Below are 22,900 nucleotides of genomic sequence, written 5' to 3'. Positions count from 1 at the left end.
ACAAGGAAGCGGCATGAATTTCTGCAGCCAGTGCGGCGCCAGCGTGAGCCTGCGCATCCCCAGCGGCGACAATCGCCCGCGCTACATCTGCGACCAGTGCCAGACCGTGCATTACCAGAACCCGCGGATCGTCGCCGGCTGCCTGCCGGTGTGGGACGGCCGTATCCTCTTGTGTCGCCGCGCGATCCAGCCGCGCCAGGGCTTCTGGACGCTGCCGGCGGGCTTCATGGAGAACGGCGAAACCCTGGAACAGGCCGCTGCCCGCGAGACCCTCGAAGAGGCCAATGCCCGCGTCCACGGCCTGCAGCTTTATACGGTCTTTGATCTGCCGCATATCAGCCAGGTTTATATCTTCTTCCGCGCCGAACTGGCCGACCTGGACTTCTTTGCCGGCGACGAGAGCCTGGAGGTCCGACTCTTCGAAGAATCCGACATTCCGTGGGGGGAGCTGGCTTTCCCCACTGTGGGCCGTACCTTAGAATATTTCCTTGCGGATCGAAGCCTTCAGATTTTCCCGATACGCAACGAGGGAATTCTCCCAATGCTTGTACAGAAAAAGAACTAATAGACTCTTTTACCGCCTCTAAGGCTTTAGGAACTACCGGGGAACACCACTCGATGCGCTGGTTGATTGCCGTACTTTGTCTGACCTTCGCAGCGTTCTCGCAAGCCAACGCGCTGCCCACGCTCGACGGTCGTATCGACAAGATTCTCGTGCTCAAGTCCGAGCGCAAACTGAACCTCATCAGCAACGGCAAGGTGCTCAAGAGCTACCGTGTGTCCCTGGGCAAGCGCCCGCAGGGCCCGAAACTGGCCGAAGGCGACAACCGCACGCCGGAAGGTTTCTATTGGGTCGACTGGCGCAAGACCAGCGACAAGTACAACCTCTCCATGCACATCTCCTACCCCAATGCCCGCGATGTGGCCAAGGCGCGCGAGAAGAGCCTGCCGCCCGGCGGCATGATCATGATCCACGGCACCCCGCTGGATGAGGAGTACCCCGAGTGGTACTTCAACACCCTGGACTGGACCAATGGCTGCATCGCCATGACCAACGCCGACATGCGCGAGGTCTGGAGCCTGGTCAAGGACGGCACGCTGATCGAGATCCGCCCGTAAGCGGAGCGGCAAGAAAAAAGGCGCCTGCGGGCGCCTTTTTCATGTCGGCTCAGAACACCATGTCCGACAGCCGCCAGACCTCATAGGCCGGCGTCTCGTAGGGATGGGCCTGCTTGAGGGCCTTCACCGAATCGTGGATCAGCTCATCGGCCACCACCATCTCGACCTTCCACTCGGCGACATGCTCGACGCTGCCGGCCTGGCCGATATAGGGGTTGCTGCCCTGCAGAGGGCGGAACTGTCCCTGTCCGAGGGCCTGCCAGCTACAGCTGTCGTAGGCCCCGATGCGTCCTGCACCGGCGGCGAACAGCGCTTTCTTGACCGGTTCCAGGTGGCTTTCCGGAACGTAGAAACACAGTTTGTACATCGGAGACTCCGATCGAAACAGGGACACGGCCGTGACAAAGAGCGCCACGGCTGACAAATGCTGCCACAAATAGTGGCACTTTGCCTCATATGACCGACAGGTCATCGTGCAACTTCGACCGCCCGGTTCAACCCTTGTTCGCCAGCCACGCAGTTTGTCTGAAATCTGTGACCGACTTCGAGCTCAGCCGCCGGTGAAACGTCGCCAGCGTTCCTTCAGTCCCGGCGCCGCGGGCGCATGGGAGCCATCGCAGAACGGCAGCTTCGCCGACAAGCCGCAGCGACAGAGCAGCAGATGGCGCTCGCGACCGACGGTCAGTTCGAGCACCTCCGCGCACTCTGCTGCTGCGTCCGGCAGGCTGGCGCAGCGCCCGCAACGGCAAAGGCGCAGAAACTGGCCCGGTTCGACTGCCCGGACCTCGGGAAGCATTTCGCCGTCAGCCAAGGTGCTCTCCCACGCAGGCCGGACAAAGAAAAAGGGGAAAGCCGAAGCTTTCCCCTTTCTCGTGAAGCATCGGACCCGACTCAGCCGACCCAGATGCGGGCATTGCGGAACATGCGCATCCAGCCGCCGTCCTCTTCCCACTCATCCGGACGCCAGGAGTTCTGCACGGCGCGGAACACCCGCTCGGGGTGCGGCATCATGATGGTGACGCGGCCGTCGCGGCTGGTCAGGCCGGTGATGCCACGCGGCGAACCGTTCGGGTTGGCCGGGTAGCTCTCGGTGACCTTGCCCAGGTTGTCGACGAAACGCAGCGCCACGGTGCCGGACAGGTCGGCTTCCAGCAGCGCTTCCTCGCTCTCGAACTCCGCATGGCCTTCGCCGTGGGCGATGGCGATCGGCAGGCGCGAACCGGCCATGCCCTGCAGGAAGATCGACTGCGACTCCTGCACCTGGACCATCGCCACGCGCGCTTCGAACTGCTCGGAGCGGTTGCGTACGAAGTGCGGCCAGAACTCGGTGCCGGGGATCAGCTCGTGCAGGTTGGACATCATCTGGCAACCGTTGCACACGCCCAGGGCGAAGCTGTCCTTGCGCTCGAAGAAGGCCTGGAAGCCATCGCGGGCACGGGCGTTGAACAGGATCGACTTGGCCCAGCCTTCGCCGGCGCCCAGTACGTCGCCGTAGGAGAAGCCGCCGCAGGCCACCAGGCCCTTGAACTGCTCCAGGCTGATGCGACCGGAGAGGATGTCGCTCATGTGCACGTCGACCGCCGCGAAGCCGGCGCGGTCGAAGGCCGCGGCCATTTCCACCTGACCGTTGACACCCTGCTCGCGCAGGATGGCGATCTGCGGACGTACGCCTTTCTTGATGTAAGGCGCGGCGACGTTGTCGTTGACGTCGAAGCTCAGTTTCACCGACAGGCCGGGGTTGTTTTCTTCCAGCAGGCCGTCGAATTCCTGGTCGGCGCAGTCGGCGTTGTCGCGCAGGCGCTGGATGCGGTAGCTGGTCTCGCTCCAGATGCGCTGCAGGTTGCGACGCTGGGCGCTGTAGACGCGCTCGCCGTTGAAGGACAGCTCGATGTCGCCCCCATTGGCCGGCTGGCCGATGACCGCGACGCAGTCTTCCAGGCCGGCGGCGCTGAACTGCGCCAGCACTTCCGGGGTAGCCGCGCTACGGACCTGAATGACGGCGCCGAGCTCTTCGTTGAACAGGGCGGCGGTCAGCTCGTCACGGCTGTCGGCCAGTGCGTCGAGGTTCAGGTCGAGGCCGCAATGACCGGCAAAGGCCATTTCCACCACGGTGGCCATCAGGCCGCCGTCGGAACGGTCGTGGTAGGCCAGCAGGTGGTCGTCGGCGTTCAGGCCCTGGATCACGGCGAAGAAGGCTTTCAGGTCTTCGGCGTCGTCGACGTCCGGGGCGGCGCGGCCGATCTGGCCGTTGACCTGGGCGAGGATGGACGCGCCCATGCGGTTCTTGCCACGGCCCAGGTCGATGACGATCAGGTCGGTCTCGCCCTTGTCCAGGCGCAGTTGCGGAGTCAGGGTCTTGCGTACGTCGTTGACCGGGGCGAAGCCGGAGATGATCAGCGACATCGGCGAGGTCACGCTCTTCTCGGCGTCGCCATCCTGCCAGCGGGTCTTCATGGACATGGAGTCCTTGCCCACCGGGATGGTGATGCCCAGCGCCGGGCACAGCTCCATGCCGACGGCCTTGACGGTGTCGTACAGGCGCGCGTCCTCGCCCGGGTGGCCGGCGGCGGCCATCCAGTTGGCGGAGAGCTTGATCTCGGAGATCTTGTCGATACTGGCGGCGGCCAGGTTGGTGATGGTCTCGCCGATCGCCATGCGGCCGGAGGCCGGGGCGTCGATCAGGGCCAGCGGGGTGCGCTCGCCCATGGCCATGGCTTCACCGGTATAGACGTCGAAGCTGGTGGCGGTGACCGCGCAATCGGCCACCGGTACCTGCCACGGGCCGACCAGCTGGTCGCGGGCCACCAGGCCGGTGATGGTGCGGTCGCCGATGGTGATCAGGAAGTTCTTGCTGGCCACGGCCGGGTGGCGCAGTACGCGCTCGGTGGATTCGGCCAGGTCCAGGCCAGCGGCGGCGAAATCATCGCCCAGCTCGGCTTCGCGGGTGACCGAACGGTGCATGCGCGGCGGCTTGCCCAGCAGCACTTCGAGCGGCATGTCCACCGGCTTGTTGCCGAAGTGGCTGTCGGCGACGGTCAGCTGCATCTCTTCGGTGGCTTCGCCGACCACGGCGAACGGGCAGCGCTCGCGCTCGCAGATGGCCTTGAAGGTCTCGAAGTCGGCGGCGTCCACCGACATCACGTAGCGTTCCTGCGATTCGTTGCACCAGATTTCCAGCGGGCTCATGCCCGGCTCGTCGTTGGGCACGTTGCGCAGTTCGAAGCGGCCACCACGGCCGCCATCGTTGATCAGTTCCGGCAGGGCGTTGGAGATGCCGCCCGCGCCCACGTCGTGGATGAACTTGATCGGGTTGTTCTCGCCCATCTGCCAGCAGCGGTCGATGACCTCCTGGCAGCGGCGTTCCATTTCCGGGTTCTCGCGCTGCACCGAGGCGAAGTCCAGGTCAGCGGCGGAAGCGCCGGTGGCCATGGAGGAAGCGGCGCCGCCGCCTAGGCCGATCAGCATGGCCGGGCCGCCGAGCACGATCAGCTTGGCGCCGACCGAGATCTCGCCCTTCTGCACGTGGTCTTCGCGGATGTTGCCCAGGCCGCCGGCGATCATGATCGGCTTGTGGTAGCCACGGACTTCCTCGCCGCGCGGGGTGGCGATGGCCTGCTCGAAGGTACGGAAGTAGCCGGCCAGGTTCGGACGGCCGAATTCGTTGTTGAACGCGGCGCCGCCCAGCGGGCCTTCGATCATGATGTCCAGCGGCGTGACGATGCGCTCGGGCTTGCCGTAGGGCACTTCCCAGGGCTGCTCGAAACCGGGGATGTTCAGGTTGGAGACGGTGAAGCCGACCAGGCCGGCCTTGGGCTTGGCGCCACGACCGGTGGCGCCTTCGTCGCGAATCTCGCCGCCGGAGCCGGTGGAGGCGCCGGGGAACGGAGCGATGGCGGTCGGGTGGTTGTGGGTCTCCACCTTCATCAGGATGTGCACCGGCTCTTCGCTGGCGGCGTACTCGCGGGTCTCGGCGTTGGGGTAGAAGCGGCCGGCGACGTAGCCCTTCATCACGGCGGCGTTGTCCTTGTACGCGGACAGCACGCCTTCGCGGTGCATTTCATAGGTGTTCTTGATCATGCCGAACAGGCTCTTGTCCTGAGCCTGGCCGTCGATATCCCAACTGGCGTTGAAGATCTTGTGGCGGCAGTGTTCGGAGTTGGCCTGGGCGAACATCATCAGCTCGACGTCGTGCGGGTTGCGGCCCAGCTCGACGAAGCTCTTCACCAGGTAGTCGATCTCGTCTTCGGCCAGGGCCAGGCCCAGCTCGAGGTTGGCCTTCTCCAGCGCGGCGCGACCGCCGGCGAGGATGTCGACCACGGTCAGCGGCTTGGGCTGGGCGTGGCTGAACAGGGCCGAAGCTTCTTCCAGCTCGTTCAGCACCAGCTGGGTCATGCGGTCGTGCAGGCGGGCAGCGACGGCTTGCGCGTCGGCCTCGCTCAGCTCGCCGGTGACGTAGTAGGCGATGCCGCGCTCGATACGCTCGATCTTCGCCAGGCCGCAGTTGCGGGCAATATCAGAGGCCTTGCTCGACCAGGGCGAGATGGTGCCGAAGCGCGGCAGCACCAGGAACAGGCGACCGGCGGGCTCCTGCACGGGGACGCTCGGACCGTATTTCAGCAGGCGCGCCAGGACTTGTTCTTCCTCGGCGTTGAGGGCTCCGGTGATCTCGGCGAAGTGCGCGAACTCGGCATACAGCCCGGTGACGGCGGGCACATGCTGGGTCAGCAGGTCGAGCAGTTTGCCGTGGCGGAAAGCGGAAAGGGCGGGAGCACCGCGCAGGATCAGCATTGTCGGAACAGCCTCTGGAGACGGGGAAGTGTGTGGGGCCGGACGGGCCGGCCCACAGAGGCCGTGCATTCTACCGTAAAGCGTTGCGCGGCGGCAGCTTTCAAGCGCCTTCCTTACCGCTGCTCCCGCGGAAAATACCTTTCATCTTCGAAGACCTTCGGGCGGCGTAGGAAAAAGCCCCGCGGGCCGGTACTTGCTGACAGAATTGCCGACGAACGGCGCATCAGCTAGCAGAGAAGCAGCAGGCTGTCGAGATATGGCGCCGAGCGGCCTTTGCGTATACTGCCCCGATGCTTGCCCTGACTGTGTCCCGTGTGCGCTGCACCGCCTGGATCTTGGCGACCTGTATCTTTCTGCTGCTTTCCGGCTGTAGCGAGGCGAAAGCCCCGACGGCCCTCGAGCGCGTGCAGAAGGACGGCGTGCTGCGCGTGATCACCCGCAACAGTCCGGCCACCTACTTCCAGGACCGCAACGGCGACACCGGTTTCGAGTACGAACTGGCCAAGCGTTTCGCCGACAGCCTGGGCGTGCAGCTGCAGATCGAGACCGCCGACAACATCGACGACCTCTACGACCGCATCGGCCGCGACGGCGGGCCGAACCTGGCAGCTGCCGGCCTGACCCCTGGCGGCGAGCGCGATAACCAGGTGCGCTACTCGCACTCCTACCTCGACGTCACCCCCCAGGTCGTCTACCGCAACGGCGCCCAGCGCCCTACCCGCCCGGAAGACCTGGTCGGCAAGCGCATCGTCGTCCTCAAAGGCAGCAGCCACGCCGCGCAGCTGGCCGAGCTGAAGAAGCAGTTCCCCAAGCTGGAATACCGCGAGTCCGACGCCGACGAGATGGTCGACCTGCTGCGCATGGTGGATGTCGGCGAGACCGACCTGACCCTGGTCGACTCCAACGAACTGGCGATGAACCAGGTGTACTTCCCCAACGTGCGCGTTGCCTTCGACCTCGGCGACGCCCGCGGCCTGGCCTGGGCGCTGCCGTCGGGTGAAGACAACAGCCTGCTGGAGAAGGTCAACGCCTTCCTCGACAAGGCCAGGCAGGACGGCCTGCTACAACGTCTGAAGGACCGTTACTACGGCCACGTGGACGTCCTGGGTTACGTCGGTGCCTACACCTTCGCCCAGCACCTGCAGCAGCGTCTGCCCAAGTACGAACAGCATTTCCGTCAGAGCGGTACCAAGCTGGAGGCCGACTGGCGCCTGCTGGCCGCCATCGGCTACCAGGAATCCATGTGGCAGCCCGACGCGACCTCCAAGACCGGCGTGCGCGGCCTGATGATGCTGACCAACCGCACCGCCCAGGCCATGGGCGTGGCCAACCGCCTGGACCCCAAGCAGAGCATCCAGGGCGGCAGCAAGTACTACACCCAGATCAAGGACGAGCTGCCCGACAGCATCAAGGACCCGGACCGCAGCTGGTTCGCCCTGGCCGCCTACAACATCGGCGGCGCCCACCTGGACGACGCACGCAAGATGGCCGAAGCCGAAGGCCTGAACCCGAACAAGTGGCTGGACGTGAAGAAGATGCTGCCGCGCCTGGCGCAGAAGCAGTACTACCGCAAGACCCGCTACGGCTATGCGCGTGGCGGCGAAACGGTGCACTTCGTGCAGAACGTACGCCGCTACTACGACATCCTCACCTGGGTGACCCAGCCGCAGATGGAAGGCGGCCAGCTCGCCGAGAGCGGCCTGCACCTGCCGGGCGTGAACAAGACCAAGCCCGATGATGAGGATGGGCGGGATCAGAAGCTCTGAGGCAGTCCTCCTTCAGAGCGCCTCGTGCGTAGCCACCGTTCCCCGGCGCCTCCCCTCCATCGCGAATCCCCACCGGCCGCGCCTGCGCATAGCACGTACCTCACTGTGGCTCGGGTTTGTTGGTGATGGATTTCGCAGACAAGGTCCGCTCCTACAGGGAAATACCGTGCCGTGCGGTTCGCGAGCAAGCTCGCTCCTACGAAGAGCCAATGCCTCGCCCGCCCCTGGCTTTGGCTTGGGCTTTTAAAGACTTCCAGGGAAATGTCCGCGCACGCCGAATGGCCCCGTTCAGGAGGCCTCGTTGAAGCGGAGTTTCAGGGGTTGAGCGACATGGATGTCGCGAGAGCGCTGTCGGGCCAGGGATGGCCCGTCAGCGCGTGCCCCTGGAACTGCGCTTCAACGAGGGAATTTTTCGCCTAGGCGAAAAACCGGATGTCCGGGGCAAGACCTTTGCCTACTTTGGGGCGTTTGCCAAAGTAGGTCGCCCGAGGGGGCGAAACACAATGTTCACGCGTACGCCGAAGCGGCGCAAAAACACCCGACAAGACGCCCAATATCTCAAAGGAGATATGCTCAGCCCTTGCGCCGCGCCTTGAAGAACGCCGACAACATCGCGCTGCACTCCTCCCCCAGCACCCCGCCCTCCACCAGCACCCGGTGGTTGAGGAAATCCTGTTCGAAGAAATTGCCCCGGCTGACCACCACGCCTGACTTCGGCTCGCTGGCGCCGAACACCACGCGCTGGATGCGCGAGTGCACCAGCAGGCCGGCGCACATGCTGCAGGGTTCGAGGGTGACGTAGAGCGTGCTGCCAGGCAGGCGGTAGTTCTGCGCCGCGGCGGCGGCCTCGCGGATGGCGATCATTTCCGCGTGGGCGCTGGGGTCGTGGGAGGTGATCGGCCGGTTGAAGCCGCGGCCAATGACCTGACCGCCGAGCACCAGCACGGCGCCCACCGGCACTTCGCCCAGGGCCGCGCCCTGTTCGGCCAGCGCCATGGCCTCGCGCATGAAGGGGATGTCCTGGCTGCGGTCGATGACCGGCACCAGCCCCTTCACCGTCGGGTGCCCCTTGCTGTTGGTCAGCCGCACCATGCCTCGCCCACCGCGATGGTTCCCATCAGCCCCGTCTCCATGTGATCGATCACGTGGCAGTGGAACATCCACAGGCCGGGGTTATCCGCCACCAGCGCCACGCGTGCCGTCTCATTCTTGCCCAGCAGGTAGGTGTCGGTGAAGTACGGGATGATCTCGCGGCGATCCGAATCCAGCACCTTGAAGGCCATGCCGTGCAGGTGGATCGGGTGCTGGTACTGGGTCATGTTGCGCAGCACGAAGATGTAGCTGTTGCCTTCCTTGAGCTTGGCCAGCGGCGGCGCGTTGTGCTTGTGCTCCTCGCCGCCCTGCCAGGCCACACCGTTGATCTGCCACAGCGACGGCTGGGCCTGCTCCTTGGCATAGTCGGAACTGGCGCCGACCCACTCGAACTTGAAGTTGATGGTCTCGGCGTTCTTCAGGTCCGGCTCTGCCACCGGGTTGTGCGGCAGCGGTGCCGGCCATTTCGCCGTGGGCGCGTTCGGGTTGGCCACGCCACGGATAGTCGCCACGCGGACCGGGCCGTTACGCAGCGACAGCTCGGTGCCTTCCGCCGGTCCACGCAGTCCCAGCTCCAGGCGCATGCCCGGGCCGATCCAGTACTGGTCCTTCGGCCCCTTGCCGAAATCGCGCGGCTCCACCGGATGACCATCCAACGCATAGATCTTCGCGTCGGCGCCGGGCAGGTTGAGGCGGTAGGTCACGGTACTGTCGAGGTTGAGGATACGTACGCGGACGATCTCGCCAGCCGGCAACTCGATCACCGGCGTCGGTACTCCGTTGACCGTCGAGAGGCGCCCACGGGTACCTTCGCGCGCGGCTTCGCGGGGAATGCTGAAGGGCGTGAAATTGCCCTCCTCGTCCACGTGCCAGGTCTTCAGGTTGAGGATCTTCTCGCTGGTGAATTCGGTCGGCTCGCGCTCGTCGATGATCAGCGGCCCGACCAGGCCACGGCCCAGCTGCTCGCTGCTCATCAGGTGCGGGTGGTACCAGTAGCTGCCGGCGTCCGGCGTCTTGAACTGGTAGATGAAGCTCTCACCCGGCTGGATCGGCGGCTGCGAGATGTAGGGCACGCCATCCATCTCGATGGGCAGGCGGATGCCGTGCCAGTGGATGGTGGTCGGCTCGTCCAGCTTGTTGGTAAAGCGCACACGCAGCCAGTCGCCCTGGCGCGCGCGGATTTCCACGCCGGGAGCCTGGCCGCCATAGCCCAGGCCGGGGGTCTTGTGGCCGGGCACCAGCTCCAGGTCCAGCGGCGCGGCAATCAGTTCGTAATCGTGCTCGGCGGCCACCTGCGGGCGTGCCAGCCAGATGCGCGCGCCACCGGCGCCCAGGCCGACGACGGCCAGGCCAGCGAGGCCACCGAGTACTTGTCTACGGGTAAACGACATGGGTCCAGACTCCTAGAACAAGGGACTTGCGACCCCATCGGCTTTCACGGAGGTGGGCGCGTTTCGCGCCCGGCGCCAGGCTCTTGCGGCCGGCTGCACGGTAAACAGGAGAACTGTGCATGAAGGCGCGAACGCCTCTCATGCGCCAGGTCAAGGACGGCTATCTCCGCCCTCGCCTGCAAGGAACGCGGCGAGCTTGCCGCGCTCCTCGTTAAGGAAACGTTAAACGTTTCCGATCATTCCCACTCGATGGTTGCTGGCGGCTTGCTCGACACGTCGTAGGTGACGCGGGAGATGCCTTCGATCTCGTTGATGATGCGGTTCGAGACCTTCTCCAGCAGTTCGTAGGGCAGGTGCGCCCAGCGAGCGGTCATGAAGTCGATGGTTTCCACCGCGCGCAGGGCCACGACCCAGGCGTAGCGACGGCCATCGCCGACCACACCGACGGATTTCACCGGCTGGAACACCACGAAGGCCTGGCTGGTCTTGTGGTACCAGTCGAAGTTGCGCAGCTCTTCGATGAAGATGTGGTCCGCGCGACGCAGCAGGTCGGCGTATTCCTTCTTCACTTCGCCGAGGATGCGCACGCCCAGGCCCGGGCCCGGGAACGGGTGGCGGTAGACCATGTCGTAGGGCAGGCCCAGTTCCAGGCCGATCTTGCGCACTTCGTCCTTGAACAGCTCGCGCAGCGGCTCGACCAGTTCGAACTGCATGTCTTCGGGCAGGCCGCCGACGTTGTGGTGCGACTTGATCACGTGGGCCTTGCCGGTCTTGGCGCCGGCCGACTCGATCACGTCGGGGTAGATGGTGCCCTGGGCGAGGAACTTCACGTCCTGCAGCTTGGTGGCTTCCTCATCGAAGACTTCGATGAAGCTGCCGCCGATGATCTTGCGCTTCTGCTCCGGGTCGCTGACGCCGGCCAGACGGCTGAGGAACTTCTCTTCGGCGTTGGCGCGGATGACCTTGACGCCCATGTTCTCGGCGAACATGGCCATTACCTGGTCACCCTCGTGCAGGCGCAACAGGCCGTTGTCGACGAAGACGCAGGTCAGCTGGTCGCCGATGGCCTTGTGCAGCAGGGCTGCGACCACCGAGGAGTCAACTCCGCCGGACAGGCCCAGCAGCACCTTGGACGAGCCCACCTGGGCGCGCACGGTGGCGATGGCGTCGTTGACGATGTTGGACGGGGTCCACAGGGCTTCGCAGCCGCAGATGTCCAGCACGAAGCGGGAGAGGATGCGACCGCCCTGCTTGGTGTGGGTCACTTCCGGGTGGAACTGCACGCCGTAGTAGCCGCGGGCATCGTCGGCCATGGCGGCGATCGGGCAGCTCGGGGTGCTGGCGAGGATGTGGAAGCCTTCCGGGATCTCGGTGACCTTGTCACCGTGGCTCATCCACACGTCGAGGCCGAATACGCCGTCAGCACCCACGTAGTCCTCGATGCCGTCCAGCAGGCGGGCCTTGGCGACCACGTCGACGCGGGCATAGCCGAACTCGCGCAGGTCAGAGCCCAGTACCTTGCCGCCCATCTGCTCGGCCATGGTCTGCATGCCGTAGCAGATGCCGAACAGCGGCACCTTGAGGTCGAACACCGCCTGCGGTGCGCGCGGGCTGTTGGCTTCGTGCACCGACTCCGGGCCGCCGGCCAGGATGATGCCGCGCGGGGCGAAGGCGCGAACGTCTTCGTCGCTCATGTCGAACGGATGGATTTCGCAGTACACGCCGATCTCGCGGACGCGGCGGGCGATCAGCTGGGTGTACTGGGAGCCGAAGTCGAGGATCAGGATCCGGTGAGCGTGAATGTCTTGGGACATGGGGGCCTCTGCGAGGCAGCTGCAGGCTTCAGGCCGCAGGCTGCAGGTTGAAAGTGGCCGCGCGGCGACTACGGCTCGGTCGCCTGTAGCCTGCCGCCTGCAGCCTGGAGCAGTGGGCGTCAGCCCACCCGATAGTTCGGGGCTTCCTTGGTGATCTGTACATCGTGGACGTGGGACTCGGCCATGCCGGCGCCGGTGATGCGCACGAACTGCGGCTTGGTGCGCATGTCCTGGATATCGGCGCTGCCGGTATAGCCCATGGCGGCGCGCAGGCCACCCATCAGCTGGTGGACGATGGCGGTCAGCTGGCCCTTGTAGGGCACGCGGCCTTCGATGCCTTCGGGTACCAGCTTCTCGGCGCCAGCGGAGGCGTCCTGGAAGTAGCGGTCGGAGGAACCGGTGGAGCCGGCCATGGCGCCCAGCGAGCCCATGCCACGGTAGGACTTGTAGGAGCGGCCCTGGAACAGCTCGATCTCGCCCGGAGCCTCTTCGGTACCGGCGAACATCGAACCCATCATCACGCAGTAGGCGCCAGCCACCATGGCCTTGGCCAGGTCGCCGGAGAAGCGGATGCCGCCGTCGGCGATCAGCGGAACGCCGGTGCCTTCCAGGGCAGCGGCGACGTTGGCGATGGCGGAAATCTGCGGCACGCCGACGCCAGCGACGATACGGGTGGTGCAGATGGAGCCCGGGCCGATGCCGACTTTCACGGCGTCGGCGCCGGCGTCAGCCAGTGCCTTGGCGGCTTCGCCAGTGGCGATGTTGCCGCCGATGACCTGGACCTGCGGGAAGGTTTCCTTCACCCAGCGCACGCGGTCGATCACGCCTTTGGAGTGACCGTGGGCGGTGTCGACGACGACAACGTCAACGCCAGCGGCAACCAGGGCGGAAACACGCTCACCGGTGTCGGCGCCGGTGCCGACGGCTGCGCCGACGCGCAGGCGGCCTTCGTCGTCCTTGGAAGCCAGCGGGTAGGTCTTGGCCTTCTCGATGTCACGGAAGGTCACCAGGCCGGTGAGGTAGAAGTTCTCGTCGACGATCAGCATCTTCTCGATGCGGTTCTCGTAGAGCGCCGCCTTGATCTCTTCCAGCGGGGTGTTCTCGCGGGCGGTGATCAGCTTGTCCTTGGGCGTCATGATCGCGGCCACGCTGTCGCCGACGTTCGGCTTCACGCGCAGGTCGCGGCCGGTGACGATACCGACCAGCTCACCCTCTTCCACCACCGGGAAACCGGAGAAGCCATACTCGCGGGCGATCTGCAGCAGCTCGATGATCTTGGTCGACGGGGTCACGGTGACCGGGTCGCGAACGATGGCGGTCTCGTGCTTCTTGACCTTGCGGACTTCGGCGGCCTGCTGCTCGATGCTCATGTTCTTGTGGATGATGCCGATGCCGCCTTCCTGTGCCATGGCGATCGCCAGGCGGGCTTCGGTCACGGTATCCATCGCGGCGGACACCAGCGGGATGTTCAGCTCGATGCCTCGGGTCAGGCGGGTCTTCAGGCTCACGTCCTTGGGTAGAACTTCCGAATAACCCGGAATCAGGAGGACGTCGTCGAAAGTGAGGGCTTCTTGGCTGATGCGCAGCATGGCGGGGGCTCCCGATCGGGAAAAATGGAAGCGCGGCATTATATCTCAGTCAGGGGGCGCGGCTCAACGCAACCTGACGATCTGAATAAGGCCTTTCTGCGCCTTGCGCGCTGGCCCCTGTCCACGGGGCCGCTTATCATCCTTCGCCATGCAGAATGATCCCTTCCAACGGCTGGGCCTCGACCGCGAGGTTCTGACCGTCAGCCAGCTCAACCAGCGCGCCCGCCACCTGCTGGAGGACGTGTTCCCGCAGGTCTGGGTCGAGGGCGAGATCTCCAACCTCGCCCGCCCGGCATCGGGCCATATGTATTTCACCCTCAAGGACAGCAACGCCCAGGTGCGCTGTGCGCTTTTCCGGCAGAACGCCCTGCGCGTGCGCCAGGCGCTGCGCGATGGCCTGGCGGTCAAGGTGCGCGGCAAGGTTTCGCTGTTCGAGGGGCGTGGTGACTACCAGTTGATCGCCGATGCCGTCGAACCCGCCGGTGACGGCGCGCTGCGCCTGGCCTTCGAGGCGCTGAAGGAAAAGCTCGCCGCCGAAGGCCTGTTCGCCGCCGAGCGCAAGCGCGAGCTGCCCGCCCATCCGCGGCGCATCGGCATCGTCAGCTCACCCACCGGCGCGGTGATCCGCGACATCATCAGCGTGTTCCGCCGCCGCGCACCGCAGGTCGAGCTGACCCTGATCCCCACCGCCGTGCAGGGCCGCGAGGCCATCGGGCAGATCGTCCGCGCGCTGAAGCTGGCCGACGCCCAGGGCTTCGACGCGCTGATCCTGGCCCGTGGCGGCGGTTCGCTGGAAGACCTCTGGTGCTTCAACGAGGAGCCGGTGGCCCGCGCCATCGCCGCCTGCGTGACGCCCATCGTCAGCGCCGTGGGCCATGAGACCGACGTATCCATCAGCGACTTCGTCGCCGACGTACGCGCGCCCACGCCCTCGGCCGCCGCCGAACTGCTGGCGCCCCACAGCGGCGACCTGCAGCAGCGCCTGGACAGCCTGCGCCGGCGGCTGATCCTGCGCATCCAGGACCGCCTGACCCGCGAGCGCCTGCGCCTGGAAGGTACTGCCCGGCGCCTGCGCCACCCCGGCGAGCGCCTGCGCCAGCAATCCCAGCGCCTGGACGACCTGGACATGCGCCTGCGCCGCGCCTTCGAGCGCCAGCTGCAGATCCGCCAGGAGCGCGTGGCGCGCCTGGACACCCGCCTCGCCGCGCAGCACCCCGGCCGCAACCTGGCCCTGCTGCGCCAGCGCCTGGACAACCTCAGCGCCCGCCTGCCACGCGCCACCAAAGCGATCCTGCGCGAACAGCGCCAGCGCCTGGACGGCCTGATGCAGACGCTGCACATCGTCAGCCCGCTGGCGACCCTCGGCCGTGGCTACGCCATCCTGCTGGACGACAAGGGCAATGCCATCCGCAGCGCCACGCAGACGCAGAACGGCCAGCGCCTCAAGGCCAGGCTTGGCGAAGGCGAACTGGAAGTGCGGGTGGAGGACAACCACCAGGCGCCCGTCACCCTGTCCCTGCTGGACTGACTGCCGATGACCGACCTGCTCGCACCGATCCTCGCGCAACCCGATCCGGACTGGGCCGAAGCCTTCCGCGTGCCCATCGTCGAGTGCCATCAGCCGCTGCAGGCGCTGAGCATCGCCACCGGTTTCGCAGTGTGGCCGGCGTATCACCGCCTGGGCGTGCCGAACGCGCAGCCCGAATGCTATGCACGCACGGAGGTGTTCGAGCGCCTGCTGCACGCTGCCAGCCTGCTGCCCGACGGCATCCGCCTGGTGATCCTCGACGCCTGGCGGCCGTTCGCGGTGCAGCAGCACCTGTACGACACGCTCTACGACATCCTCCGCCAGCACGAGCCGGACGCCGATCCGCGCGAGCTGACCCGGCGCACCCGCGAGTTCGTCGCCCCGCCCAGCACCCGTGCCGAAGCGCCCAGCCCGCACCTCACCGGCGGCGCCATCGACCTGACCCTGTGCGACAGCGAAGGCCGCTGGCTGGACATGGGCAGCCTGTTCGACGAAGCGACGCCGCGCTCCTACACCCGCCATTACGAACAGATCGCCCAGCCCGACGAGGCCCAGCGGCGAGTGCGCGACAACCGGCGGATGCTGTTCAACGCCATGCTGGCGGCCGGTTTCAGCAACCTCTCCAGCGAGTGGTGGCACTACGACTACGGCGACCAGCTGTGGGCCGCGCACCTGGGCAAGCCCCACGCCATCTATGGCCCGACGCAGGTGCTGGCCCTGGAACAGCTGTGGCGGCAGCAGCTTGAAGGCCTGCGTCGCTAGACAGGCTTTGTAGGATGGCGTGGAGCGCAGCGATACCCATCGATCACCGTGCAAGGACAGCATGGGTATCGCAGGCTCCACCCATCCTACATTCGCCACGCCGATAGCGTTTTTGCAGTACCTACGAAGAAACGGCCGAGACCTGTAGGAGCGAGGGGGCGCCATCGTTATTGCTCGCGCCCCCCTCTCCACAACGGGGCTGTTCGCGAGCAAGCTCGCTCCTACAAGTTCCTACCGAACCATCGTGCCGGCGCGGCAGTGAGAGCGGGCATAGGAGCGGACTCCGTCCGCGATGACCTCCAGTCCGGTACCGACCTGTCGCGGACGAAGTCCGCTCCTACGAAGACCACAGCGTGCCGAGCCATCGTGCTTTCGACGAATTGGCCCCGCCCGCCGGAGCGGCCCGTGTAGACTGCCCGCTTCGTCCGCCGACACGTCCACGGATCGCGCCATGCTTCGACTTTCCTGCCTGCTCATCACCGCCCTGTTCACCCTGACCGCCCACGCCGACGGCTTCATCAGCCGCACGCTGAACAAGCCGGTGCCCGGCGGCGTTGCCGTCGTACAACTGGGCCAGGACGCCGCCGCGCCGACCGCCACCTACCAGGGCAAACCGGTATTGGTAGTACGCGAGGAAGGCCGCGACTGGATCGCCATCGTCGGTATCCCGCTGACCACCAAGGCCGGCAGCCAGCAGATCGTCGTCAAGCAAGGCGGCGCCAGCCGCAACCTCGGCTTCGAGGTGGGCAGCAAGCACTATAAAGAGCAACGCATCACCCTGAAGAACACCCGTCAGGTCAACCCGCTGCCCGAAGACCTCAAGCGCATCAACCGCGAGCTGGCCGAGCAGACCGCCGCCTACCGCAGCTTCAGCGCCGGTACGCCGAGCAACCTGGTGCTGGACAAGCCGGTCAACGGCCCGCTCTCCAGCCCCTTCGGCCTGCGCCGCTTCTTCAATGGCGAAGAGCGCAACCCGCACTCCGGGCTGGACTTCGCCGTGCCCGCCGGCACCCCGATCAAGTCGCCGGCCGCCGGCAAGGTGATCCTCATCGGCAACTACTTCTTCAACGGCAACACCGTGTTCGTCGATCACGGCCAGGGCTTCATCAGCATGTTCTGCCATATGTCGAAGATCGACGTGAAGCTTGGCGATGCGGTCCCGCGCGGCGGCGTGGTCGGCCGCGTCGGCGCCACCGGCCGCGCCACCGGGCCGCACATGCACTGGAACGTCAGCCTGAACGACGCCCGCGTCGATCCGGCGATCTTCATCGGCGCGTTCAAGCCCTGATGCGGCTTCGTTTCGATGGACGCAGCGCTATCTTCGCGCTGCTCTGGTTCGCCGTGCTGGTCTGGCTCGCCACGGCCGGAGCCAACCTCGGCTGGCTGCGGGGTTTCGGCGGCGATGTGCTGGCCGTCATCTGGCTGTACTGCCTGCTGCGCACTGCAGTCGATGCACCGGCGCTCTGGCTCGCCGGGGCGGCGCTGGCCTGCGGGCTGCTGATCGAATTCGGTCAGTTCCTTGCCGCGACCTTCCACTGGCAGATCGGCAATCGCGCGCTGCGCATCGTGCTGGGCGCGACGCCGGACTGGCTGGACGTGCTGGCCTACTGCATCGGCTTCGTGTTGATTCTCGCCACGCGCCATACGCGCCTGGCCTTCAGGCCAGCGGGTAGCTGAAGAACAGCGCCATCTCCCCGGGCAGCACCTGCGCCGGGTCGTAGAGGTCGGTGGACAGCCCGCTGAGGGCAAAGCCGCGGGAGCGGTAGAAGCCCACCGCCGGCAGGTTGAGGTTCTGGGTTTCCAGCCACAGGTGGCGCGCCTCGGTGCCGCGCGCCCAGTCGAGGCAGCCTTCCAGCAATTGCCGGCCGACGCCCTGGCCACGCGCGGCGGCGAGGACGAACAGGTCGTCCAGCACCGCGCGGCGATTCCAGATTTCGTAGCGGGCGATGGCGAAGCCCAGGCGCTCGCCTTCTTCGTCGACGACCACGGCGGTCCAGTCGGCCGCCGTGACGTCATCCTTCAGGTCAGCGAAGGGATAGCGCTTGGTCTGCGGCTCGGCCAGCCGCTCCTCGCGCAGGATGAAACCGTCGGCGGCGCTCTCGATGCGCAGGATCGAGTCGCTGGAGTAGCTGCCGTCGAACCCCAGCAGCCACTCGCCGTCTTGCACCCAGACCAGTGGGCGCAGGAGCCGGTCGCTCATCAGTTCATCTGCATGCCGTGCATGTCGTGGCCCATATCCGTGCCTTTCGGAGCCTCTTTCTGCACCGCGACCTCGACCTTCACATCGCCAGCCTTCTGGAAGTGCAGGGTCAGCGGGAAGCGCTCGCCGTCGGTGAGCGGCTTCTTCAGGCCGAACAACATCAGATGGTACTGGCCGGGCGCGAAGACGATCTTGCCGCCGGCGGGAATGTCCACGCCCTCGACCTTCACCATCTTCATCATGCCGTCCTTCTCCACGTGCTGGTGGACCTCGGCGCTGGCGGCGCGGTCGGTGTCGGCGCCGAGCAGGCGGTCCGCCTCCTTGCCGTGGTTCTGCACGATGAAGTAGGCGGCGCCGTTCACCGAGTTGGCCGGCAGCAGCAGCGACCACGGGTGGTCGATGTGCAGGTTGCCAGCCTCGTATTCATGGGCCAGGGCGGCGCCGGAGAAGCCCAGCAGGACAGCGAAAGCGAGCAGGGTTTTACGCATCTTCGAGACTCCAGTTGGCAGGTGATCAGGTCCGCCGGGATGGCGGCCATCCAGTGGGCCGCGGGCGAAATGATCGCGCCGCAGCATAGCCTGCCTCGCAGCAGGCGTCAGGTTGAAACAGTGCACGCCTCAGCCCAGCGCCGGGCTGCGCGGCTTGATCCGCGACAGCACGGCCCAGTCCAGCGCCCACACCAGCAGCAGGGAAGCGCCCACCAGCGGGAAGGCGATGCCGAGGATGACCATGATCGCCACCCCGCCCTTCCACACCGGCAGCGCGTGGGGCATCGGCGGGACGCCAAGGCGGCCCTGCGGACGGCGCTTCCACCAGATCCACAGGCCGCTGATGGCGCTGAGCAGGATCATCAGGCAGACGCCGAGCATGAGCAGCTGGTTGAACAGGCCGAACATCTTGCCTTCGTGCAGCATCACCCCGGACTCGACGCCCTTGGCCACCAGCCCATAGTCCTTCCAGCGCACATCGGCGAGGACCTTGCCGGTGTACTGGTCGATGTGCAGGGTGGCGTCGTTGCGCGAGTCATCGGCGAACACCGAGACGGTGAACACGCCCTGCTCGCCCTTGGGCAGTGCGACGGCGTAACCGGGCGTCACGCCAGCCTTGTCAGCGGTATCGACCACCTGCTGCAGGCTGATCTGCGGCATCGCCATGCCGCCTGAACCATGGGCCATGTGTTCGGCGTGGGCTCCGCCGGACATCGGCATCGGGGTGTTCTCCATGGCCCAGGGGATGGTCTGGCGGTGCGCGTCGTTGAGCGTGCGCGCCTCCAGGTCCGACTTGGGCACCTCGTTCCACATGGCCGCCGGGAAGCGGTTCCACACGTCGGCGAAGGATTTGCCCCAGAAGCCGGTCCAGGTCATGCCGGTGAGCAGCATGAACAGCATCAGCAACGAGCCCCAGAAGCCGACCACCATGTGCACCTCGCGCCACAGCGCGCGACCACGGCGCGACAGGTCCGGCCACAGCAGCACGCGCAACGAGCGCTTGCGCGGCCACCACAGGTACAGGCCGGAAACCACCAGCACGATGCCCCAGCCGGCGGCCAGCTCGATCAGCCGGTCACCGACGGTGCCGATCATCAGCTCGCCGTGCAGCGCGCGGGCCATGGCCTGCAGGTTGGACTTGGCGTCCTGCACACCGAGCAGCTTGCCGCTGTACGGATCGACGAAGGCATTCACCTCGCGCCCGTCCAGCTGCGCGACGAACTGCGCGCTGCGGTCGGCCGCCGGCGCCGGCAGGTACTGGCTGACCTGCAGCTGCGGGTTCTGGTGATGCAGGTGCATCAGTTGCTCGTCGGCGGACAGCCGCACCTCGCCCGGCTTCACCTGCAGCAGGTCGCCGTACATCAGCGGGTCGAGCTGCGGCTTGAACAGGTAGATGATTCCGGTGAGCGCCAGCAGGATCATGAACGGCGCGACGAACAGCCCGGCATAGAAGTGCCAGCGCCAGGCCAGATTGTAGAAATCGAATGTCTTGTGCTGCATTCGTTGGTCTCCTCACGCAAGGAGGCCCCCGAGCGGCGGGGGCCGATCGGGCTTAGAAGTTGAAGTCCACTTTGGTCCAGAACGTCCGCCCTGGCTCGTGGATCGATTCGGGATTGTTGGCCGGATAGCCGAAGCCGGCGTTGCCCGCCAGGTTCAGGTGCTCGGCGTAGTCCTTGTCGAACAGGTTGTCGACGCCGGTGCTGACCTTGAGGTTCTTGCTCAGCTTGTACGCGCCGTTGAGCGAGAACACCGCGAAGCCGGGGCTTTCGTCGAAGTCGTAGCCGACCACGTTGCCCTGGTCCTGGGCGATCCGGCCCTGGTGCGCGACCACACGCCAGAGACCGCCGGCGCTCCAGTCGCCCTGCTCGTAGCTCAGGCCCAGGCGCGCCTCCAGCGGCGGCATCTGCGGCAGTGCCTTGCCGTCGCTGGTGTTCTTGCCCCAGGCGTAGGCCAGGGTGCCGTCGGCGGTCCAGTTGCTGGTCAGCGCATAGGCCGCACCCAGCTCGCCGCCCAGGATGCGGGCATCGACGTTCCGCGCCTGGGAGGTACGGCCCATCATGCCGCCGGTCTGGTAGTCGAACAGGATGTAGTCGCGGATCACGCCGACATAGCCCGAGGCCCAGGCCTTGAGCTTCTCGTCCTCATACTGCGCGCCGAAGTCCAGCTGGGTGGTCTTCTCCGGCTTGATGCTGTCGAAGGCGTTGAGCGAACCACTCGGGCCTTTGTCCGGGGAGAACAGCTCCCAGTAGTCGGGGAAGCGCTGCACGTGGCCGAGACCGACGTAGAGAGTGGTCGGGGTATCCGCCAGGTCGTGCTCGTAGCGGGCGAAACCGCTGGGCAGGGTATCGGCGCGGGTGTCGTCGGCAGTGGGATTGGGCATGCCCATGGAGCCGGTGGTCTGCCGGTAATCCTTGACCGAGGCGCGATCCAGGCGCGCGCCGGTGATCACCCGGTCGCGGTCGGCGGCGTACCAGGTCAGCTCGCCGAAGGCGCCGTAGTTGTGGAACACGGCGTCCTTGTCCCACGGCTGCTCGTCATAGGTGTCGATGCCCATGCCGCTGCGCTGGCGATGCTCGTTGGTCTGCGCGTCGACTCCGGTGATCAGCTTGAAATCGTCCCAGCGCCAGGTGGCGGCCAGGCGCCCGCCGAGGGTGCGGCGGTCGACGTTGGCGGCCATGGGGCCGGCCATCATGCCGGTACCAGAGGGCGTGCGCAGGCTGTAGTTGTCCATCACGTGGTCGGCGTAGTTGTAGTAGACCTGCGCCTCCAGCTTGTCGAGCACCTCGCCGATGTTGGACTTCTCGAAGCGCAGGCCGAGGCTTTCGCGCTTGAACTGCGAGCCGTCCATACCGCGCCCGGCGTAGCGGGCTTCGCCGTCGCCCTTGCCGGCGGTGAGTTCGACCAGGGTGTCGGCGTCCGGCGTCCAGCCCACGGCCACGTCGCCGTTCCACTTGTTCCAGCGTGAGGGCACGGTATTGCCGGCGCCGTCCTCGTAGTCATCGGACTGCGACTTGTTGCCAGTGACCCGTACATAGCCCAGCGGTCCGCCCGCGGCGGCGTCCAGCACGCGGTCGAAGCGACCGTTGGAGCCGGCGGTGAGGCTGCCGTTGACGCGCATGCCCAGCTCGCCGAAGCGCTCCGGCTCGCGGTCGAAGCGAATAGTCCCGGCCGAGGCACCCGGCCCCCAGATCACCGTCTCCGGGCCCTTGACCACGGTGAGCTTGTCGAAGGTTTCCGGGGAGATATAGGAGGTCGGCGCATCCATCCGCGCCGGGCAGGCACCGAGCATGGTGGTGCCGTTGGTGAGGATGTTCAGGCGCGAGCCGAACATGCCGCGCAGCACCGGGTCACCATTGGTGCCGCCATTACGGATGGCGGAGAAGCCGGGGATGGTCTTGAGGTAGTCGGCGCCATCGCTGGCGGGGATCGGCTGGCGCGGCTGCTTGGGGTCGGTAACCACGGTCAGCGGCGAACTCTGCGCCACGGCGGTGATGACGCTGGGCGACAGCTCGGTCACCGACGCGTCAGTGACGTGGGCCGAGTGATCCTCTTCCTCGGCCATGACCGGGACAGCAGTGAAACCGCCAAGGGCGGTCAGCGCGCACAGGGCACGCAGGCCGACGGCACTCTGCCGACGGCGCATTGGGATGCGGGACATTCCATGAATTCCATGATCGGTGATGACGCCCGCTCCACGCGTACTCGCACGGCGCGATGAGCGAATGCAGGCATCCGCGCCGGGGTCGGGGAGTCGGGATTACAGGTCAGCCGATCAGGAACGGGGGTGCGCGGGAGCGGGCGCCGGGGAAGACCGGCGAGGCGGGAACATCGGAAGAGACGAACTGGGCGACGGGCGCGCCGACGGCGGGCAGTCCGTGGTCGATTACCACCGGCGGCGGCGTCAGCGGCGGGCTGTGGATCAGCAGGCTGCAGTAGCCGCACTTCTCCATGAAGGCGTCGGCGGTGAGCGGCTGCTCGCCATGGGACACCGGGGCGGCATGATGGCCCGCGGCGCGCTGGCCGTCGGAGCAGGCCATGTCGTCCAGGCCGGCCATGTCGTGGGCGCTGGCCTTGCCGTGCCCCATGGACGCGCCGTGCTCCATCGGCATGACATGATCCATCGGCATGGCGTGATCCATCGGCATCGACTGGGAGACCAGCGGGCCGACATAGATCATCAGCATGGCGAACAACGCCAGCCAGGTGCCTACGCCTTGTCGAGTACGACGGATCACGAAATGTCCTTGCGGATGGAAGGTCCCCGCCTGGGGCGGGTGCGCAATGATCGCATGGAGTTACAAAGCTCCGCTGCGGCACGAGGACGCAGAATCAGTTAAGCACAACGCTAAGCTTCAGGATAAAT

At 66.2% G+C, this 22,900-nt stretch carries 19 protein-coding genes; 7 read left to right on the top strand and 12 right to left on the bottom strand.

What is annotated here, in order from left to right; genetic code table 11:
* Positions 1 to 13: 13 nt before the first annotated feature.
* The gene (locus HNP46_RS17600) at positions 14 to 565 is read left to right on the top strand and encodes an NUDIX hydrolase (RefSeq protein WP_184591286.1); all 552 of its coding nucleotides are present in this window, start codon (positions 14 to 16) and stop codon (positions 563 to 565) included.
* 53 nt (positions 566 to 618) lie between these two features.
* A complete protein-coding gene (locus HNP46_RS17595; protein ID WP_184591284.1) occupies positions 619 to 1,119 on the top strand; it encodes a L,D-transpeptidase family protein in 501 nt (166 codons plus the stop codon).
* 49 nt (positions 1,120 to 1,168) lie between these two features.
* Here the strand turns inward: HNP46_RS17595 and HNP46_RS17590 are convergent, their stop codons facing one another.
* The 3 genes from HNP46_RS17590 to purL form a co-directional block, all read right to left on the bottom strand.
* Positions 1,169 to 1,486 carry a YqfO family protein gene (locus HNP46_RS17590; protein WP_184591282.1) on the bottom strand — a complete coding sequence of 106 codons (318 nt, stop codon included), beginning with the start codon at positions 1,484 to 1,486 and terminating at the stop codon, positions 1,169 to 1,171.
* A 183-nt stretch (positions 1,487 to 1,669) separates the two neighbouring features.
* The gene (locus HNP46_RS17585; protein WP_260403190.1) at positions 1,670 to 1,930 is read right to left on the bottom strand and encodes a CDGSH iron-sulfur domain-containing protein; all 261 of its coding nucleotides are present in this window, start codon (positions 1,928 to 1,930) and stop codon (positions 1,670 to 1,672) included.
* Between the two features lie 80 nt (positions 1,931 to 2,010).
* Positions 2,011 to 5,907 (bottom strand): phosphoribosylformylglycinamidine synthase, encoded by a 3,897-nt coding sequence (gene purL, locus HNP46_RS17580; RefSeq protein ID WP_184591280.1) that lies wholly within the window; start codon positions 5,905 to 5,907, stop codon positions 2,011 to 2,013.
* 290 nt (positions 5,908 to 6,197) lie between these two features.
* Between purL and mltF the strand changes: the two genes are divergently transcribed.
* Positions 6,198 to 7,673 (top strand): membrane-bound lytic murein transglycosylase MltF, encoded by a 1,476-nt coding sequence (gene mltF / locus HNP46_RS17575; RefSeq protein WP_184591277.1) that lies wholly within the window; start codon positions 6,198 to 6,200, stop codon positions 7,671 to 7,673.
* 573 nt (positions 7,674 to 8,246) lie between these two features.
* Here the strand turns inward: mltF and tadA are convergent.
* From tadA to guaB, 4 genes are all read right to left on the bottom strand, one after another.
* Entirely contained in the window at positions 8,247 to 8,765 is a 519-nt protein-coding gene (gene tadA, locus HNP46_RS17570) for a tRNA adenosine(34) deaminase TadA (protein WP_221455013.1), read from the bottom strand.
* Positions 8,753 to 10,156 (bottom strand): multicopper oxidase family protein, encoded by a 1,404-nt coding sequence (locus tag HNP46_RS17565; protein ID WP_184591275.1) that lies wholly within the window; start codon positions 10,154 to 10,156, stop codon positions 8,753 to 8,755. Before HNP46_RS17565 ends, tadA begins: the two co-directional genes overlap by 13 nt.
* Before the next feature lie 236 nt (positions 10,157 to 10,392).
* Positions 10,393 to 11,970: a glutamine-hydrolyzing GMP synthase gene (gene guaA, locus HNP46_RS17560; protein ID WP_184591273.1), complete on the bottom strand. Its 1,578-nt coding sequence runs from the start codon at positions 11,968 to 11,970 to the stop codon at positions 10,393 to 10,395.
* A gap of 119 nt (positions 11,971 to 12,089) precedes the next feature.
* On the bottom strand, positions 12,090 to 13,559 hold the full coding sequence (gene guaB, locus HNP46_RS17555; protein WP_184591270.1) for an IMP dehydrogenase: 1,470 nt from the start codon (positions 13,557 to 13,559) through the stop codon (positions 12,090 to 12,092).
* Positions 13,560 to 13,707: 148 nt separating this feature from the next.
* Here guaB and xseA point away from each other — a divergent pair, with 148 nt between their 5' ends.
* The 4 genes from xseA to HNP46_RS17535 all read left to right on the top strand — a co-directional run bounded on the left by xseA (position 13,708) and on the right by HNP46_RS17535 (position 17,526).
* Complete coding sequence (gene xseA, locus HNP46_RS17550; RefSeq protein ID WP_184591267.1) at positions 13,708 to 15,087, top strand: exodeoxyribonuclease VII large subunit; 1,380 nt, start codon at positions 13,708 to 13,710, stop codon at positions 15,085 to 15,087.
* A gap of 6 nt (positions 15,088 to 15,093) precedes the next feature.
* Complete coding sequence (locus HNP46_RS17545) at positions 15,094 to 15,849, top strand: M15 family metallopeptidase (protein ID WP_184591265.1); 756 nt, start codon at positions 15,094 to 15,096, stop codon at positions 15,847 to 15,849.
* A 451-nt stretch (positions 15,850 to 16,300) separates the two neighbouring features.
* Positions 16,301 to 17,137, top strand: a complete 837-nt coding sequence (locus HNP46_RS17540; RefSeq protein WP_184591262.1) for a M23 family metallopeptidase — start codon at positions 16,301 to 16,303, stop codon at positions 17,135 to 17,137.
* Positions 17,137 to 17,526 carry a DUF2809 domain-containing protein gene (locus tag HNP46_RS17535; protein WP_184591260.1) on the top strand — a complete coding sequence of 130 codons (390 nt, stop codon included), beginning with the start codon at positions 17,137 to 17,139 and terminating at the stop codon, positions 17,524 to 17,526. Before HNP46_RS17540 ends, HNP46_RS17535 begins: the two co-directional genes overlap by 1 nt.
* On the opposite strand, the gene HNP46_RS17530 is transcribed toward HNP46_RS17535, so the two are convergent.
* The 5 genes from HNP46_RS17530 to HNP46_RS17510 form a co-directional block, all read right to left on the bottom strand.
* Positions 17,507 to 18,049 (bottom strand): GNAT family N-acetyltransferase, encoded by a 543-nt coding sequence (locus tag HNP46_RS17530; protein ID WP_184591258.1) that lies wholly within the window; start codon positions 18,047 to 18,049, stop codon positions 17,507 to 17,509. The genes HNP46_RS17535 and HNP46_RS17530 overlap by 20 nt on opposite strands.
* Complete coding sequence (locus HNP46_RS17525) at positions 18,049 to 18,537, bottom strand: copper chaperone PCu(A)C (protein WP_184591256.1); 489 nt, start codon at positions 18,535 to 18,537, stop codon at positions 18,049 to 18,051. Before HNP46_RS17525 ends, HNP46_RS17530 begins: the two co-directional genes overlap by 1 nt.
* A gap of 129 nt (positions 18,538 to 18,666) precedes the next feature.
* A complete protein-coding gene (locus tag HNP46_RS17520; RefSeq protein ID WP_184591254.1) occupies positions 18,667 to 20,037 on the bottom strand; it encodes a PepSY-associated TM helix domain-containing protein in 1,371 nt (456 codons plus the stop codon).
* A 52-nt stretch (positions 20,038 to 20,089) separates the two neighbouring features.
* Positions 20,090 to 22,099, bottom strand: coding sequence for a TonB-dependent copper receptor (locus HNP46_RS17515; protein WP_260403195.1), 2,010 nt, complete (start codon positions 22,097 to 22,099; stop codon positions 20,090 to 20,092).
* 202 nt (positions 22,100 to 22,301) lie between these two features.
* Positions 22,302 to 22,772: a DUF2946 domain-containing protein gene (locus HNP46_RS17510; protein WP_184591249.1), complete on the bottom strand. Its 471-nt coding sequence runs from the start codon at positions 22,770 to 22,772 to the stop codon at positions 22,302 to 22,304.
* Between the last annotated feature and the right edge of the window lie 128 nt (positions 22,773 to 22,900).

This window comes from Pseudomonas nitroreducens, assembly GCF_014204515.1.
Taxonomy (GTDB): Bacteria; Pseudomonadota; Gammaproteobacteria; order Pseudomonadales; family Pseudomonadaceae; genus Pseudomonas; species Pseudomonas nitritireducens_A.
The sequence above is the reverse complement of the archived record's forward strand: the minus strand, read 5'-3'. Positions and strand labels throughout refer to the sequence as shown.